This window comes from Pantoea sp. nfd-35 (genome assembly GCF_056892255.1).
This window is the reverse complement of record NZ_CP122403.1, coordinates 1,834,526-1,851,259: the sequence shown is the minus strand read 5'-3', so window position 1 is coordinate 1,851,259 and position 16,734 is coordinate 1,834,526. Positions and strand designations below refer to the sequence as shown.

22 protein-coding genes are annotated in these 16,734 nt (G+C 51.3%); 17 read left to right on the top strand and 5 right to left on the bottom strand.

Going from position 1 to position 16,734, the window contains the following annotated elements; genetic code table 11:
• Window positions 1–75 precede the first annotated feature (75 nt).
• Complete coding sequence (gene yedD / locus P9J57_RS08655; RefSeq protein ID WP_014593943.1) at window positions 76–534, bottom strand: lipoprotein YedD; 459 nt, start codon at window positions 532–534, stop codon at window positions 76–78.
• A 243-nt stretch (window positions 535–777) separates the two neighbouring features.
• Between yedD and P9J57_RS08650 the strand changes: the two genes are divergently transcribed.
• Entirely contained in the window at window positions 778–1,101 is a 324-nt protein-coding gene (locus P9J57_RS08650) for a DUF6388 family protein (RefSeq protein ID WP_014605568.1), read from the top strand.
• Window positions 1,102–1,236: 135 nt separating this feature from the next.
• On the opposite strand, the gene iraP is transcribed toward P9J57_RS08650, so the two are convergent.
• Window positions 1,237–1,533, bottom strand: a complete 297-nt coding sequence (iraP, locus tag P9J57_RS08645; protein WP_014605567.1) for an anti-adapter protein IraP — start codon at window positions 1,531–1,533, stop codon at window positions 1,237–1,239.
• Window positions 1,534–1,708: 175 nt separating this feature from the next.
• Here iraP and P9J57_RS08640 point away from each other — a divergent pair, with 175 nt between their 5' ends.
• Entirely contained in the window at window positions 1,709–1,948 is a 240-nt protein-coding gene (locus tag P9J57_RS08640) for a DinI-like family protein (RefSeq protein ID WP_013026169.1), read from the top strand.
• 38 nt (window positions 1,949–1,986) lie between these two features.
• Here P9J57_RS08640 and P9J57_RS08635 read toward each other — a convergent pair whose 3' ends face one another.
• On the bottom strand, window positions 1,987–2,253 hold the full coding sequence (locus tag P9J57_RS08635; protein ID WP_013026170.1) for a hypothetical protein: 267 nt from the start codon (window positions 2,251–2,253) through the stop codon (window positions 1,987–1,989).
• Window positions 2,254–2,538: 285 nt separating this feature from the next.
• Between P9J57_RS08635 and P9J57_RS08630 the strand changes: the two genes are divergently transcribed.
• Window positions 2,539–2,739, top strand: coding sequence for a hypothetical protein (locus P9J57_RS08630; RefSeq protein WP_019106602.1), 201 nt, complete (start codon window positions 2,539–2,541; stop codon window positions 2,737–2,739).
• 291 nt (window positions 2,740–3,030) lie between these two features.
• On the opposite strand, the gene P9J57_RS08625 is transcribed toward P9J57_RS08630, so the two are convergent.
• Window positions 3,031–3,198, bottom strand: a complete 168-nt coding sequence (locus P9J57_RS08625; protein WP_019106601.1) for a hypothetical protein — start codon at window positions 3,196–3,198, stop codon at window positions 3,031–3,033.
• 965 nt (window positions 3,199–4,163) lie between these two features.
• On the bottom strand, window positions 4,164–4,475 hold the full coding sequence (fliE, locus tag P9J57_RS08620; RefSeq protein WP_013026173.1) for a flagellar hook-basal body complex protein FliE: 312 nt from the start codon (window positions 4,473–4,475) through the stop codon (window positions 4,164–4,166).
• Between the two features lie 234 nt (window positions 4,476–4,709).
• On the opposite strand from fliE, the gene fliF reads away from it, so the two are divergent.
• From fliF to rcsA, 14 genes are all read left to right on the top strand, one after another.
• Window positions 4,710–6,428, top strand: coding sequence for a flagellar basal-body MS-ring/collar protein FliF (gene fliF / locus P9J57_RS08615; RefSeq protein WP_014593944.1), 1,719 nt, complete (start codon window positions 4,710–4,712; stop codon window positions 6,426–6,428).
• Complete coding sequence (fliG, locus tag P9J57_RS08610) at window positions 6,425–7,417, top strand: flagellar motor switch protein FliG (protein ID WP_013026175.1); 993 nt, start codon at window positions 6,425–6,427, stop codon at window positions 7,415–7,417. The genes fliF and fliG overlap by 4 nt, the downstream gene beginning before the upstream one ends.
• Window positions 7,410–8,108, top strand: a complete 699-nt coding sequence (gene fliH, locus P9J57_RS08605) for a flagellar assembly protein FliH (protein ID WP_014593946.1) — start codon at window positions 7,410–7,412, stop codon at window positions 8,106–8,108. The genes fliG and fliH overlap by 8 nt, the downstream gene beginning before the upstream one ends.
• The gene (fliI, locus tag P9J57_RS08600) at window positions 8,108–9,469 is read left to right on the top strand and encodes a flagellar protein export ATPase FliI (protein ID WP_014593947.1); all 1,362 of its coding nucleotides are present in this window, start codon (window positions 8,108–8,110) and stop codon (window positions 9,467–9,469) included. The genes fliH and fliI overlap by 1 nt, the downstream gene beginning before the upstream one ends.
• 28 nt (window positions 9,470–9,497) lie before the next feature.
• Complete coding sequence (fliJ, locus tag P9J57_RS08595) at window positions 9,498–9,941, top strand: flagellar export protein FliJ (protein ID WP_013026178.1); 444 nt, start codon at window positions 9,498–9,500, stop codon at window positions 9,939–9,941.
• Window positions 9,938–11,206, top strand: a complete 1,269-nt coding sequence (locus P9J57_RS08590) for a flagellar hook-length control protein FliK (RefSeq protein WP_014605564.1) — start codon at window positions 9,938–9,940, stop codon at window positions 11,204–11,206. Before fliJ ends, P9J57_RS08590 begins: the two co-directional genes overlap by 4 nt.
• Window positions 11,207–11,335: 129 nt before the next feature.
• Window positions 11,336–11,821 carry a flagellar basal body-associated protein FliL gene (gene fliL / locus P9J57_RS08585; protein ID WP_013026180.1) on the top strand — a complete coding sequence of 162 codons (486 nt, stop codon included), beginning with the start codon at window positions 11,336–11,338 and terminating at the stop codon, window positions 11,819–11,821.
• Window positions 11,822–11,825: 4 nt separating this feature from the next.
• Window positions 11,826–12,833: a flagellar motor switch protein FliM gene (fliM, locus tag P9J57_RS08580; RefSeq protein WP_013026181.1), complete on the top strand. Its 1,008-nt coding sequence runs from the start codon at window positions 11,826–11,828 to the stop codon at window positions 12,831–12,833.
• Window positions 12,826–13,239, top strand: a complete 414-nt coding sequence (gene fliN / locus P9J57_RS08575; protein ID WP_013026182.1) for a flagellar motor switch protein FliN — start codon at window positions 12,826–12,828, stop codon at window positions 13,237–13,239. The genes fliM and fliN overlap by 8 nt, the downstream gene beginning before the upstream one ends.
• 1 nt (window position 13,240) lies before the next feature.
• Window positions 13,241–13,639, top strand: a complete 399-nt coding sequence (fliO, locus tag P9J57_RS08570; RefSeq protein ID WP_014593949.1) for a flagellar biosynthetic protein FliO — start codon at window positions 13,241–13,243, stop codon at window positions 13,637–13,639.
• The gene (fliP, locus tag P9J57_RS08565; RefSeq protein WP_033765984.1) at window positions 13,639–14,370 is read left to right on the top strand and encodes a flagellar type III secretion system pore protein FliP; all 732 of its coding nucleotides are present in this window, start codon (window positions 13,639–13,641) and stop codon (window positions 14,368–14,370) included. Before fliO ends, fliP begins: the two co-directional genes overlap by 1 nt.
• A 25-nt stretch (window positions 14,371–14,395) precedes the next feature.
• Window positions 14,396–14,665, top strand: a complete 270-nt coding sequence (gene fliQ / locus P9J57_RS08560; protein ID WP_014605563.1) for a flagellar biosynthesis protein FliQ — start codon at window positions 14,396–14,398, stop codon at window positions 14,663–14,665.
• Window positions 14,665–15,450 (top strand): flagellar biosynthetic protein FliR, encoded by a 786-nt coding sequence (gene fliR / locus P9J57_RS08555; RefSeq protein ID WP_014593951.1) that lies wholly within the window; start codon window positions 14,665–14,667, stop codon window positions 15,448–15,450. The genes fliQ and fliR overlap by 1 nt, the downstream gene beginning before the upstream one ends.
• Window positions 15,451–16,078: 628 nt before the next feature.
• Window positions 16,079–16,714, top strand: a complete 636-nt coding sequence (gene rcsA, locus P9J57_RS08550; protein ID WP_014593952.1) for a transcriptional regulator RcsA — start codon at window positions 16,079–16,081, stop codon at window positions 16,712–16,714.
• Window positions 16,715–16,734 lie beyond the last annotated feature (20 nt).

Genomic DNA, 16,734 nt, shown 5'->3' with positions numbered 1-16,734 from the left:
TTGCCAACGCCACCAGATTGACTGATTCACCCGTGTGACTATGCTGAGTGCGGTCTCTGGACCGCATTCAGCCAATTATTTTGCTAATGCCGGCCGCATAATTTCAGGCTCGATATTTTGAATAACGTCGGCATTAGGCTGTTTTGCCACTTCCTGCTCTGCTTTCTGGCATTCAACGGTCGGCTTTTCGACCTTGCGCAGGGTAAGACCGTCGTATTCCAGCTCACCGTTATCGACGTCCAGCGGCATTACCCGCACCTGACGCGTCACATTGACATAATCGCCATTGAGTTGGGTCAGCTTGCCTGGTTTTGCAATGACACGCTGCCACTGGCGGCAATCCAGAGTGCTGCCATCGGCATTGACGATCAGACTGGCAATCGCCTTATCGCTAATCAGATCGCTTTGTGGCCCTACTGTCTGCCAGTTACCCTGCAAATTTGCCGGAGCAGGCGTTTGCACCGCACTCTCATAACTATTGATTTGTGCGCAGCCACTCAGCGCCAGAGTGGCAATCAGCATCCAGTTTTTCATTTTTTAATCCCTAAAATCCGGTCAATGGCGGCTACGTTATAATTTTTACGGTAAGGTGCGCAAGCTATCTGAATGCTGCCCTAAGCGTAAAACTGCATTTTCTGACGCTTTCATCGCGCACGGGCAACATTTATCAATATCAGCACCGCGAACTGACCGTTTTTCATCCTGCCCCACTTAGCCTGACAAGCCAGACGCAACAGGCTACACTGTCGCCCTGCACTACCTATCAGGAAACCTGCAATGAAAACTCCAGAAGCTTATTACGCCGAGGCTCGCGCCCTGTTTTTTACCGCCCACGCGGATTTCCAGGCAGCATTAGACGAACTCACAGAAAGCGATGCCCGCGCCGCCAATATGTCACTGCGTGAACTACGTGAATGGCATGCTGAACGCATCTACGCGGCTTTTTTACGCCAGAAGAACCTTGATGGTATGATTTTCTCGATCCAGCTGGCTGAACCGGATAAAGCCGTCGCTGCCGAGGCCATAGAACGTTATCTCAGATCGCATGCGGAATCACTGGGAATGAGCTGGGAAGAATTCTGTATTAAAAATGAACTGTAGTAAGAAGGTCTTGGCGGGACAATGAAAATACCGCTGATGTCATCGCCCTGTTAACCATCAGGATGGGTTCGCTGAGCCTCTCCTTTTTACGGCGTCGCTGGCGACAGACAACACACTTATCGCCAGCGTTTGCCATTACTCTTCCTGCGCCATTTTGCCTCTCACTTCAACATACTTAGCGACGGCCAGCAGCCGGTTAATGTGAGTAAGCAGTAAATCAATATCCGACTGCATAAATTCAGATGATGAACGTGAAGCCGTCACTATCGCATCCTGAACCGTTTCGGAGATGGTTAATGCGTTATCTTGTTTCGCCTGGACCAATAAAGCTGCCACCAACAATGACTGTGCTTCTATCTGCGCAGTCAGTTCCTTAGCGTCGACATCCATTTTTGCTAGTTTGAGCAGAATATCTATAACCAATTGTCGCATTGCACTTCTCCTGGTGAGTGAGCGCACTTAGTGTTGTGAACGCACTCAGAGTAAACCAGATGACGGTGCTTTTCTACGCGACGCGGAAAAAACGAATTAAGATAAACATCAGCTTGATACTGTTTTTATTTACAGTAAAATGGCGAGGCGATTTTGCCCTTAAGGGATTGTTAACATGTTTGTAGAGTTAATTTACGATAAACGTAATGTCGCGGGCCTGCCAGGAGCGCGTGAGATGATTTTAGCAGAACTAGAGAAACGGGTGCATCGCGTGTTCCCTGACATTGAGGTTAAGGTCAAGCCTATGGAGCGGAATGCGATAGAGACCGATCTCAGTAAGAACGAGAAGGCGACAATAGCGCGCCTCGTGGAAGAGATGTTTGATGAAGCAGAATTCTGGCTGGTGGCTGATTAATCCGTTAACCGCCACCGCCTCAGTCAGCGGGAGATCGCTTAACTCTCCTGCTCGCTGTGGTTAATTTCGATTTCGATATCCTGAATGGCCGTCTCCAGATCTTCCAGTAACGTACCCTGTTTGTTCAGCAGCGCGTCAATGCGGGCTGCGTTTCCTTCATCTTTATACTCGCCGGCGTCAAAGGCTAACCAATGTGCAGAAAGCGTCTCAGTGTTCGTCTGTGCATAGTGACGCATTTCTTTCAGCTGAGATGCCACGTCACGCAGATAATCTGTTTTGCTTTTGGTTTCGATTGAATCAGTCATGCTGTGTTTCCTTATGGTTGTTTATCCAATGAAAATGTCGCCTGGAGATTTAAAGGTAGAACAATATAGCGACTTTGCATTAGGAATAATCGGAACTCACTAGCGTGAGTGACATGAGCGGAAAACGGTAGGATGAGTAAGCACCATGAGAGCAAAGCGTCAATGCGTAAGCTTAGTCGCTATCAGTAAGGGTGCCCATTTTTGAGCGAGCCCCACTGATTGAGGGGAATTGTGACGGTCTGGTTTAGCTGGACTAGACTTAACAGACTCAAAAAGGAGCGAAGCATGCATACACATCACAGTAACGAACAGCGTAAACATGAGGGCGATGTCAGCAAAGGTTTACCCGAAGCGGCACCTCATGCAGGCAATGCCTATGAGGAAGACGATCATCCCGCTAAGGATGCACCTAAAGATCACGGGGAAGTCCCGAGAAAAAATGATGACAGTCAGGATGATAAAAAAGACCCTTTTAAAGCGTCCTGAGTGGTTTTATCGCGAGCATGTTCCGCGCCGGGGCATGCTTTTACCTGCTCAATCAATGCCTCATCATTAAAAAGCACGTCATCGAATACCCTATATTTACATCCGTATCGTCCCTGCAGTAACAGACCTGTATCATTTTTAACTTCGCCTGACGTAATCCTTATCGCCAGGAAATGCACGAAGAGTGAGGCATGCAATTTAGATTACAAAGCCCAAAAAAAGCGCAACGATGTGTTTGCATCCCGTTAGCATGCCATCACGCCTTTTTAAGTAAATACGGCTCGCCGTCACTCAGGATTGTTTATGAAGGTAGTCCACCAGCATTTCAAGATTAACCCGGTGAGGCCCATCTGGATAAAACACGCCCTGCGCCGGTCGGTTAGCATCAAATAACGCCTGCAAATCCAGATCGTCATCCAGTAACTGAATAGAGCCCTTGACCAGCTTATATGAAATCACCCTGCATGTGCCTTCAGGGATCTTGCTTAAAGAGTCAGAGCCTTGAACGTCAGAATAAATCTCATATTTAATCTGCCCACCGCTATTTGAGTTAGCGAGCAGAGTTTGAATTAAGTATTTCATTTTAACCAAAGGATGGGTAAACAAGGATATTACATTAACGCGGAGCACTTTTTTTAAAAAGTTAAATCTTTTAATCAGATATTATTTCTTATAAACCTGCTCATTCTCACTTTATGCTGACAGGCCTTGCCTGGCTTGCTGCTCACGCCCTGCCAGAGGTGCCTTCACTGCGGGATGAGGCAACATGTTCACAGCCTTACCTCTATACCGCCACCCACATTAACACGGCGTTTTTATCGAAAGGAGTTTAAATAAACCAAGCCATTTTTCATTCGTACCGCCGCGACCCTTCTTATTTATTATCGAAAAATATCTTTCTGTTCTCAGCGATGTCATCGGATTGAAACTGAAGAAAACCTTATATTGCTGTTCGAGACACCGCGGCAACACTCTTGAAAAATAGTTTGGAAGTTAAATGAAAATTAAACAAAACCCTGTAAAGGATAATTGTTTTCACTCAGGCGCGTTAATTCCAGTCAGGATAAAAATTCTTTTTTTTTGCGATAGCACAGGTGATGTAAATAAAGGTTATCTCTTACGGAGGCAATAAATTTTAAGGCGTACGTTTGGCGGGTTGTCAGACGTGAGTTAACCAGCTTATTGGCCAGTATAAGGGTCGGTCAGTCTGTTTTTATCGATTTACACTTTTGAATTTGTTGGCCAGTCAGCCGCGGCAAACTCCTTCACTGAGGGGTTATCAGGTGTATGACGGCGTGGATAAGGAATAAGGATAAGAAAAAGCAGCGCTGGATGCCCTATCACAAACACGCACTCTGCCCTGGCTCTACCACAACCCAAAGTCCACCTTGCACGAACCTGATATTCCCCCGTCAGTGACGTGACTACACCTGCATATTCATGATGTCGGTATAAGCCGAAACCAGCTTGTTCCTGACCTGAATTCCCATCTGCATTGAGATGGATGATTTCTGCAGATCGACCATCACATCATTCAGCGCGATCCCGGGCTTACCCATTTCGAAATCCTGCGCCTGGGTGCGTGCAGAAGTCTGCGTTTCGCTGATTTTATCCAGCGCGGCCTTCATGGTCGCACCGAAGTCGATATGGCTGGTGACGTCGTTACTCTTGTTGTTGGCCTGGAGCGACGTCATCTGTAACTGCTGTAAAACACCCTCGATTGCCTGCACTGACATGGCTGTTACCTCACAGAAAAGAGATGAAGATTTTTGATGTGCGGAGAAGTTAACACATTGTCAATAAGACAAAGCCCCTAAATGGCGCTAAAAACCGTGGCTTATTCACCCATCGAATTTTGCGTTTCATCAAATAATGCCAGGCATTGAAGTGGAAATTTTATTTATGCAGGTCAGGGAGTCTGTTTTGCCATCACAACTAACCCGGTCAATTACGTCAGGCAGGAATCGGTCATGAATGCGAGTGCAGCCGCCACACAAGATCAAGACAAGAAAGGCTTCGGTGACCTTCTCGCTCGCCTGCGTGCTAATCCACGCATACCTTTAATCGTCGCCGCCGCCGCTGCTATTGCAGTGGTGTTTGCATTGGTCCTCTGGGCCAAGACACCTAACTACAGCGTGCTGTTCAGCAATCTCTCAAACGAGGATGGCGGCGCCATTGTCACGCAGTTGACGCAGATGAATGTACCTTATCGTTTTGCCGATAACGGTGGCGCATTGATGGTCCCTGAAGACAAAGTGCATGAACTGCGTCTGCGTCTGGCTGAACAGGGCCTGCCTAAAGGTGGCAACGTCGGCTTTGAGCTGCTGGATAAAGAGAAGTTCGGTATCAGCCAGTTTAGTGAGCAGGTTAACTACCAGCGCGCACTCGAAGGCGAGCTGGCACGTACCATCGAATCACTGGGGCCGGTTAAAACCGCACGCGTGCATCTGGCCATGCCTAAACCTACTCTGTTTGTGCGTGAGCAAAAGGCCCCTTCTGCGTCCGTAACCTTAACGCTGCAACCGGGTCGCGCACTGGACGAGGGTCAGATTCAGGCGATTACCCACATGGTTTCCAGCAGCGTGGCGGGTTTACCTCCGGGCAACGTCACCGTCGTGGATCAGAGCGGTCATCTGTTAACGCGTTCTGATGCGGTGGGTCGTGACCTGAATGACGCACAACTTAAATATGCTGCCGAAGTGGAAGCCCGTTATCAGCAACGCATTGAAGCTATCCTGAATCCGATTCTGGGCCAGGGCAACGTGCATGCACAGGTTACCGCGCAGATTAACTTTGATACCAGCGAGCAGACAGACGAGAAGTATCAGCCAAATGGCGACCCCAAAAATGCGTCAATCCGCTCACAGCAGACAAGCACCAGCGAGCAGTCTGGCAGCCCTTATCCTGGCGGCGTGCCTGGCGCGCTGTCTAATCAGCCAGCGCCCGCGAATACTGCGCCGGTCAATGCGCCGAACACCAACGCGGCCAACGGGCAGAATGCGAATGGCCAGAACAATGCCGCGAATGGCCAGCGTACCAGTACCGCCTCGGCCAGCAGCGTGCCAACCAACTCTCGCCGCGATGACACAGTGAACTATGAGCTGGATCGCACCATTCGCCATACCAAAATGAATGTGGGAGATGTGCAGCGTCTGTCCGTCGCCGTGGTGGTGAACTATCGCGAAGATGATAAAGGCAAAGCGCTTGCACTTAACGAGCAGCAGCTGAAGCAGATTGAAGACCTGACGCGTGAAGCCATGGGCTATTCACAACAACGTGGTGACAGCGTCAACGTGGTGAACTCGCAGTTCAATACCACCGAACCTACTGTCAGCGAACTGCCCTTCTGGCAACAGCAGTCCTTCTTTGACCAGCTGATAAGTGCAGGTAAGTGGCTGCTGGTGGCACTGGTTGCCTTCATCCTGTACCGCAAAACGGTTCGTCCACATGTACTGCGTAAGAAAGAAGCTGAGAAAGCGGCTGCAGAAGCGATGGCTGCCCGTGCTGCACAGCAAAACGATCAGGAAGCTTACAGCGTCCAGCTCAGCAAAGATGAGATGGAGCAGGAACGCAAAACTAATAACCGCATGAGCGCTGAAGTCATGAGCCAGCGTATCCGCGACATGTCTGAAAACGATCCGCGCGTCGTGGCGCTGGTTATTCGTGAATGGATGGGTAACGAACTATGAGTCTGACCGGTACTGAAAAAAGCGCCATTCTGATGATGACCATTGGCGAAGAACGCGCGGCGGAAGTGTTTAAGCATCTGAACCAACGCGAAGTGCAGCATTTGAGCTCGGCAATGGCCAGCATGCGTCAGGTATCCCATAAGCAGCTGACTGAAGTGCTGCGAGAGTTCGAAGCCGATGCCGAGCAGTTCGCGGCGCTGAGCCTGAACTCCAACGACTACCTGCGCTCCGTGTTGACCCGTGCGCTGGGTGAAGAACGTGCTTCAAGCCTGCTGGAAGATATCCTTGAAACCCGTGATACCACCAGCGGGATGGAAACGCTCAACTTCATGGAGCCGCAGGCGGCTGCCGACCTTATTCGCGACGAGCATCCCCAGATTATCGCGACCATTCTGGTACACCTCAAACGCGGTCAGGCTGCAGATATCCTGGCGCTGTTTGATGAACGCCTGCGTCATGACGTCATGCTGCGTATTGCGACCTTTGGTGGCGTACAGCCTGCCGCACTGGCAGAACTGACCGAAGTGCTGAACAGCCTGCTCGACGGCACCAACCTCAAGCGCGCGAAGATGGGCGGCGTAAGAACGGCGGCAGAAATCATCAACCTGATGAAAACGCAGCAGGAAGAAGCGGTCATCGAAGCGGTTCGCGACTTCGACGGCGAGCTGGCACAGAAAATCATCGACGAGATGTTCCTGTTCGAAAATCTGGTGGAAGTGGACGATCGCAGTATCCAGCGTCTGTTGCAGGAAGTGGAGTCCGAGCAGTTGCTGATCGCCTTGAAAGGTGCAGAGCAGCCTCTGCGCGAGAAGTTCCTCAAAAACATGTCGGCACGTGCAGCAGATATTCTGCGCGACGATCTTGCCAACCGTGGCCCGGTGCGTATGTCTGCGGTCGAGAACGAACAGAAAGCGATCCTGCTGGTGGTTCGTCGCCTGGCAGAGTCCGGCGAGATGGTAATCGGTGGTGGCGAGGAAACCTATGTCTGATGCATTTTCTGCCCGTCCATGGCAGCTGTGGCAGCCGGTTGAGCTGGGGCGTCCAGAAGAGCCCGTTGCCATGTCAGCAGAGCCAGCCGAGGTTACCATCTTTGAATCTGAAGAAGATGAGCAACAGCAGCAGTTTGAACATATGCAGCAGCAGTTGCGTAAAGAGGCGCACGGGCAAGGCTATAGCGAAGGTCATCTGCAGGGGTTTGCTGAAGGCCAGAAGGCCGGTTACGACGCGGGTTTTCAGCAAGGTCTGGCCGATGCACAGCAGCAGCAGGCGCCTTTACAGGCACGCATGCAGCAGTTGGTCACCGAATTCCAGAACACGCTGGAATCTTTGGACAGCGTGATCGCCGCCCGTCTGATGCAGCTGGCGCTGGAAGCCGCGCGCTCAGTCATTGGGCAGGCAACAACGGTGGATGGCAGCGCCCTGCTTCGGCAGATCCAGGGCCTGCTTCAGCAGGAGCCGATGTTTAGCGGTAAACCTCAACTGCGCGTTCATCCGGACGATCTGCTGAGAATCGAACAAACCTTAGGTCCGACGCTCGATCTTCACGGCTGGCGTTTACTGGCAGATAACACGTTGCACCCTGGCGGCTGCAAGCTCAGCGCCGAAGATGGCGATCTCGACGCCAGCGTCGCCACTCGCTGGCAGGAACTGTGTCGCCTGGCGGCGCCGGGAGAATTTTAATGACCACACGTCTGAACCGCTGGCTTGGCTCGCTTGATGCCTTTGAGAGTCGTATTTCTCAGGTACAACCGATTCGTCGTTATGGGCGTTTGACCCGTGCCACCGGCCTGGTACTGGAGGCGACCGGCCTGCAGCTGCCCCTGGGTTCAACCTGTGTGATTGAGCGCAACGACGGTAAGAGCATCAGCGAAATCGAAAGTGAAGTCGTCGGTTTCAACGGTCAGAAACTGCTGATGATGCCGCTGGAAGAAGTGGACGGCATTCTGCCGGGGGCGCGCGTTTATGCCCGGGCTACCGGTGAAAACCCGCAGGCCGGAAAGCAGCTTTTACTCGGACCACAACTGCTGGGCCGTGTCCTTGACGGCAGCGGAAGGCCGCTCGATGGCTTACCGTCACCGGAAACTGGCTACCGTGCGGCACTAAATACTCCGCCGTTTAACCCCTTACAGCGCACGCCCATCACTGATGTCCTGGATACGGGCGTTCGGGCTATCAACGCCCTGCTCACCGTTGGCCGTGGTCAACGTATGGGCCTGTTTGCCGGTTCAGGCGTGGGTAAAAGCGTGCTGCTCGGCATGATGGCGCGTTACACCCAGGCCGATGTGATCGTTGTCGGGTTAATCGGTGAGCGTGGTCGTGAAGTTAAAGACTTTATTGAAAACATTTTAGGCGCGGAAGGCCGTGCCCGTTCCGTGGTGATTGCGGCGCCGGCCGATGTCTCCCCGCTGTTGCGTCTTCAGGGCGCAGCCTATGCCACACGTATTGCAGAAGACTTCCGCGATCGCGGTAAGCACGTCCTGTTAATCATGGACTCCCTGACGCGTTACGCCATGGCCCAGCGTGAGATTGCCCTGGCAATCGGTGAGCCACCAGCCACTAAAGGTTATCCACCGTCTGTTTTCGCTAAGCTCCCGGCCCTGGTTGAGCGCGCCGGTAACGGTATCGATGGCGGCGGCTCCATTACGGCTTTTTATACCGTTCTGACCGAAGGCGACGACCAGCAGGATCCGATTGCAGACTCTGCCCGCGCAATCCTCGACGGACACATCGTGTTGTCACGTCGCCTCGCGGAGGCCGGACACTATCCGGCTATTGATATTGAAGCGTCAATCAGTCGTGCCATGACATCACTGATTGATGAAAATCACTATGCACGCGTACGCCAGTTCAAGCAGTTGCTTTCAAGTTTTCAGCGCAACCGTGACCTGGTCAGCGTCGGCGCCTATGCCGCAGGCAGCGATCCCATGCTGGACAAAGCTATTCAGCTTTACCCGCAGATGGAAGCCTTCCTGCAACAAGGCATTTTTGAACGCAGTGAGTACGACGACGCCTGCCTGCATTTGCACGCCTTGTTTGGCTAGTCAGCGCGTTTGATACGAGGACATCGTAATGAAAACAGCCAATGCTATTGACACGCTTCGCGATTTAGCGGAGCAGGACCTGGAGCGCGCCGCCGTGTTGTTGGGCGATATGCGCCGGGGTCAGCAGGCGGCTAACGAGCAGCTCTCCATGTTGCTCGATTACCAGGACGAGTACCGCAATAAGCTGAACAGTGACATGTCCAGCGGAATTGCCAGCAATCGCTGGACCAACTATCACCAGTTTATCCAGACGCTGGAGAAGGCGATTGAGCAACACCGCAGCCAGCTACAGCAATGGAACCAACGGCTGGAACAGGCGCTGGTCAACTGGCGTGAGAAACAGCAGCGCCTGAACGCCTATCAAACTCTGATCACCCGGGCAGAGGAAAATGCATTACGACAAGAAAACCGTCTCGACCAGAAACGGATGGATGAATTTGCCCAACGGGCCGCACTGAGGAAAGGCGAATGATTACGCTGCCAAACACCGCGTTGACGACGAAAGCCATCGGCACTGCTGACACATCAGGCACCACAGACCTGTTAAGCAGTGGTGAGACGCTGCCACAGGACTTTATCACCGCCCTGGGAAATCAGCTGCTTTCCCTGGCGAAGCTGCACGGTAAAACCCCTGCGGCTACAGATAAAAATGTCACAACAGAGACGGAGCATAAAACGGCCACCTCGTTGAATGCATTACTCTCTTCGCTGGAAACGCCGACTGCGCTTAGTGCGTTGTTTACACCGGAAAAGATTAAAGCCGGCACAAAATCAGCCGATGATAAAGATGAGCTGACAGCCACCGCCCTTAACAATAGCGACATGCAGAATATACAGGCGCTCTTTGCCATGCTACCCGCGACGGGACTGCAGCAGGCGGTGAAAGACAACGCAGCGAACCGTGGTGCGGATTTGCAAGGGGATGCGCCCCGTTCAGCGCTGTCAGCGCTGACGCAGGCGGTCACTACGGCACTAACAGGTGATGGCAAAGAGAGCCAAAACACGAAGGTGCAGGACGGCAACCTGGCCAATAAAGCCAGTCTGGTTAGCCAGAGCGTGACCGGCCCAACCGCCGCGACAAGTCATAACACCGCGGTGACGCCTGCGGCTCTGACCACCGACGGCAGTTTTCAGCAGATACTGAGCAGCGTCAGTAAGCAGGACGATCGTCCGTTAGCGGCAGCCAGCGATAACCAGGCCATTCTCAGCGCGCCGGTGAGCAGTACCAGTAGCTTGCTGCAGTCATCTGGCGCCTCAGCGACGATGAACTCACCGTCAACGCCGACGCTGAATGCCCACCTGGGCAGCAACGAATGGCAGCAGGCACTGGGGCAGCAAATTGTGATGTTCAGCCGTAATGGCCAGCAGAATGCAGAGCTGCGATTGCATCCTGAAGACCTGGGGGCGATTCAGATCAGCCTGAAACTGAATAACGATCAGGCACAGTTAAATATGGTTTCCAGCCATAGCCATGTCAGGGCCGCGCTGGAAGCTGCGCTTCCCCAGTTGCGTCATGCCCTGGCGGAAAGCGGGATTAACCTGGGTGAGAGTCAGGTAAGCAGTGAGAGTTTCTCGCAGGGACAGAGCTTCCAGCAGCAACAGGAGGCGCGTCGCGACGGACAGCACGGCAGCTTCTCCCTCACCCAGGACAGTGATAGCGACATTACACCCATTGCCGTACCGCAGTCTCTTCAGGCCCGGTTAACCGGCAAAGGCGCAGTCGACACATTTGCCTGACAGCGACAAACGCTGAAGGTAAGCGTAAAACCCGTGTCTTTTCTTGCCATTGTTTGACTTAAGACACGCGATAATCTGTTCAGGCAAGCCGAGAGGCTTGCCCATAATTCACAGGAAGTTACTGCAAAAATGTCTGATAACGCGAAAGCCAAAGGCCGCAAACGAAAACTTTTAATACCAGTGTTACTGATTGTCGCGCTGGCCGCTTGCAGCGTGGCAGGCTATGCAGTCTGGCGAATGATGAATAAACATGAGGGTGATAAGCCGGAGGTCGCGAAAGTTGAACCGCCTCCCGCCCCGGTCTTTTTTGCACTTGATACATTTACGGTTAACCTGGTCAATCCCGACAACGACCCAGACCGCGTACTGTACGTAGGCTTTACGCTACGTCTGCCGGATGAAGAAACGCGTCGTCGGATGAGTGACTACCTGCCTGAGGTTCGCAGTCGTCTGTTACTGCTGCTGTCTCGTCAGAACGCAGCTGCACTGGCGACGGAGCAAGGAAAGCAAGCGCTTGTTGATCAAATCAAACAGGCGCTGGCACCACCACTGGTAAAAGGTCAACCTCCGCAGGTCGTAGACGACGTACTGTTTACTGCCTTCATTTTGAGGTGAATCAATGGGCGACAGCATTCTCTCCCAGGCTGAAATTGACGCGCTACTTAACGGCGACAGCGGCAGCGCGGAAGAAGAAAAGAAACAAAACGGACCTGAGGGCGATATTCGCCCTTATGATCCGAATACCCAGCGTCGCGTGGTGCGCGAGCGTCTGCAGGCGCTGGAAATTATTAACGAGCGTTTTGCCCGTAGTTTCCGTATGGCGCTGTTTAACCTGCTGCGTCGTAGCCCGGATATCAGCGTAGGCGCGATCAAGATTCAGCCTTACCATGAGTTTGCACGCAATCTGCCGGTGCCAACCAACCTGAACCTGATCCATCTGAAGCCCCTGCGCGGTACGGCATTAGTCGTGTTTTCGCCAAGCCTGGTGTTTATTGCGGTCGATAACCTTTTTGGCGGTGATGGCCGCTTTCCGACTAAAGTTGAAGGACGGGAGTTTACCCATACCGAGCAACGTGTCATTCGCCGCATGCTGAAGCTGGCGCTTGACGGATACAGCGATGCGTGGAAAGCCATTTATCCGTTGGATGTGGAGTATGTGCGTTCGGAAATGCAGGTGAAATTCACCAACATCACCACATCACCTAACGATATTGTTGTGAATACGCCTTTCCAGGTTGAAATCGGTAACCTTGTGGGTGAGTTCAACATCTGTATTCCGTTTTCGATGATTGAACCGCTGCGTGAAATGCTGGTGAATCCACCGCTGGAAAACTCGCGGTCAGAAGATACACACTGGCGCGACAATCTGGTGAAGCAGGTTCAGCACTCTGAGCTGGAACTGATTGCCCATTTCGCCGAAACGTCGCTGCGCCTGTCGCGCGTTTTACAGCTGAAACCCGGTGATGTCCTGCCGATTGAAAAGCCAGAGCGCATTATTGCCCATGTGGACGGTGTGCCCGTTTTAACCAGTCAGTATGGCACGCTTAACGGCCAGTATGCCCTGCGTGTTGAACATTTGATTAACCCGATTTTGAATTCGCTTAACGAGGAACAGCCCCATGACTGACAGCAAGAAACCGTCCGATGATACTATCTCTGCGGACGATCTGTGGGCTGAAGCAATGAATGAGCAGGTTGGCTCCGCTACGACTGCCTCACAGAGTGATGACGTTTTTAAAAGCTTTGAAACGAGTAATGCGTCAGGTTCGTTGCAGGATATCGACCTGATTATGGATATCCCGGTGAAGCTCACCGTCGAGCTTGGCCGCACCAAAATGACCATTAAAGAACTGCTGCGTCTGACGCAGGGCTCCGTGGTTTCCCTGGATGGGCTGGCGGGTGAACCGCTGGACATCCTGATCAACGGTTATTTGATCGCACAGGGTGAAGTCGTCGTGGTCAACGATAAATATGGCGTTCGCATCACCGATATCATTACGCCGTCAGAGCGTATGCGTCGTCTGAGCCGTTAAGATGAATAACCAGAATCATACGCTGCAACCTGCCACACCTCAGGCACCGCCCATTTCGGCAGGTTCAGTATTGACCCAGGTCAGTGGCGTATTGGTCGTCATTATTCTGTTGATTCTGGCATGTGCCTGGCTGGCACGCCGCATGGGTTTTGCCCCTAAGAAAGTGGGCAGCCGTGAGCTGACACTCACGGCCAGTGTGCAGGTCGGCCAGCGCGAACGCGTTGTGATTGTTGATACGCCGGATGCGCGTTTGGTGCTGGGCGTGACAGCTCAACAAATTACTCACCTGCATACGTTGCCGCCAGGTGCACCTGATGAAACCGCACCGGTAAAAGCTGCGCCGCAGGATTTTCGTCAGCTATTACAAAATCTGGTTAAACGTCCCGGAAAAAATCCATGATGCGTCGACTGCTCCCTCTTCTGCCGCTGCTGTTGCTGGCACCGGTTGCCCATGCCCAGTTGCCGGGCCTGGTTAGTCAGCCATTAGCTAACGGTGGCCAAAGCTGGTCACTGCCGGTACAAACGCTGGTCTTTATTACTTCGTTAACATTCCTGCCAGCCATTCTGTTAATGATGACCAGCTTTACCCGCATCATTATTGTTTTCGGCCTGCTACGTAATGCGCTGGGCACGCCTTCCGCGCCGCCTAACCAGGTATTACTTGGCCTGACCTTATTTTTAACGTTTTTTATTATGGCACCGACCTTCGATAAAATTTATCAGGATGCCTACCTGCCATTTAGCCAGGATAAAATCAGCATGGATGTGGCGATCGATAAAGGCGCACAGCCGCTGCGGGAGTTTATGCTGCGGCAAACCCGTGAGGCTGACTTAGCGTTATTTGCCCGCCTGGCAAATACAGCGCCGATTGCGGGTCCGGAAGCCGTACCTATGCGTATTCTGTTGCCGGCTTACGTGACCAGTGAATTAAAAACCGCATTCCAGATTGGCTTTACCGTATTTATTCCTTTTTTAATTATCGACCTGGTGGTTGCCAGCGTGTTAATGGCACTCGGGATGATGATGGTTCCCCCGGCAACAATTGCGCTGCCGTTCAAATTAATGTTGTTTGTTCTGGTGGACGGCTGGCAATTGCTGGTTGGCTCGCTGGCGCAAAGTTTCTATTCCTGACCTCTCTATTGCACAGGAGAAATTCATGACACCTGAATCGGTAATGGTAATGGGACAGGAAGCCATGCGCGTTGCCCTGCTGCTGGCTGCCCCTATGCTTCTGGCCGCGCTGGTCAGCGGTTTACTGGTGAGTTTGCTGCAAGCAGCGACCCAGATTAACGAACAAACGCTGTCTTTCATTCCAAAAATTATTGCAGTGGCCACCACGGGTATCATTGCCGGCCCCTGGATGCTGAACGTGCTGTTGGATTACATCCGCACCGTCTTTTCTAATCTGCCTTATATCATCGGCTGATGATCACTCTCGACAGTAGCCAACTCGTACACTGGGTCAGTCAGTTTTTCTGGCCACTGGTGCGTATTCTGGCACTGCTTGCTACCGCGCCGGTACTGAGTGAAAAAGCGGTGAGTAAACGCGTGAAGATTGGTCTTGCCGCCATGATCACCTGGATACTGATCCCAAATTTACCCCCGGTGAACGTGACGCTGTTTTCACCTGCCGGCTTTATGCTGCTGATTCAGCAGATGCTGATTGGGATTGCCATTGGTTTTACCATGCAGTTCGCCTTTGCCGCGGTTCGTACCGCCGGTGAACTGATTGGATTGCAGATGGGTCTGTCTTTCGCCACCTTTTTCGATCCCGCCAGTCGACTGAATATGCCCGTTCTTGCGCGCTTTCTCGACATGCTGGCGATGCTTTTATTTTTGACTTTCAACGGTCACCTGTGGCTTATTTCCCTGCTGTCGGACAGTTTTCATACGTTGCCTATCGGCGGCGAGCCTCTTCAGGCAAATGCCTTTATGGCTTTGGTGAAATCCGGCAGCATGATTTTCCTTAATGGCATGATGTTAGCGCTGCCGTTGATCGTTTTGCTACTCACGATAAATATGGTCCTGGGTTTGTTAAACCGTCTTTCACCACAGTTATCAATCTTCGCGATCGGCTTCCCGATTACCTTATCAGTAGGCATTCTGACCATCAGCCTGCTGATGCCTCTCCTTGCCCCCTTCTGCGAGCACCTGTTCGGCGAAATATTCGATCTTCTGGCCCAGTTCCTGACAGAACTGTCCCCTGTCTGAACATTAAGTATCTAACTATTATCCTGATTTGATACTTAAGAAACGCATAACTATCCGCACATTTTTCAAACCACATTTCCCAGAAATCAACTAAGGATATTCTGATAAACGTGCGGAAAGTCTTAAAATTATTCTTATTAAACCGCGCTTCGCGTATTTTAGTCAGGCGGTTAACCGAGTCATCAACAAGATTGTTTTGGTGACAAAATCGGCAATGCGTTGAAATTACTAAAGAAAAATTTTTATGTGATTTTTCTTGTCAGAAAATGTTTTTTCCGGCATTGTCAACTCGCTAACCGACTTCACACTTTCGTGAAATAAATGTTTTTAAGATTTGTCCTATCAGAAAACTCTGGGTTTTCAGCGATAGTGACAGCGCTCCCAAAAAACTGCATTTCGCTCAGTCCGACTTTGTATCGACTTATCATGTTGATATCAGGTCAGGTGTGAGGTCAGAGCAACACAAATTTTTTGCAGACCGGGTCAGGGAAGAGGACTTTTATGGGCTATTGCCCATTGCCACGCTGCATCAGCAGAATAAAAAAAAGCGCTTTGGAAATCTTCTCGTACCGCAACGCGTAATTCATCGTTGATTTAAACGGATAACAAATTGGTGAGGGTCGCTAACATGCCAACGATTATTATGGATTCCTGCAACTACACACGCCTGGGATTATCAGATTATATGTCTTCTAAGGGAGTTAAGAAGAAAAATATTACTTCTGTATCTGACATTGAGCAATTACAGCAAAGATGTGAGCAGTTAAAACCTGGCGTCGTCTTTATTAACGAAGACTGTTTCATTCATGAAACCGACTCCAGCGAGCGCATTCGCAGCGTTATTAACCAGCATCCCGAAACATTGTTTTTTATTTTTATGGCCATTAGTAATATTCATTTTGAAGAATATTTGTATGTTCGGAAAAATTTGATTATTACATCCAAAGCAATTAAGCCTTCGACGCTGGATTCATTGTTAAGTACTTATTTGCAGAAAAAACTCAATATGTCGCCGCGTATTTCTTCGGGTCTTGATGTCCACCCTCTTACGCTAAGCCAGACAGAGTCAAATATGCTGAAAATGTGGATGTCAGGCCATGATACCATCCAGATATCAGATAAAATGCAAATCAAAGCGAAAACCGTTTCTTCGCATAAAGGCAATATAAAGCGAAAAATTAAAACGCATAACAAGCAAGTGATCTATCATGTGGTGCGTTTAACCGATAACGTGACGTCCGGTATCTATGTCAACGTAAGGTAACCTCCTCCCCTCTAAGAACT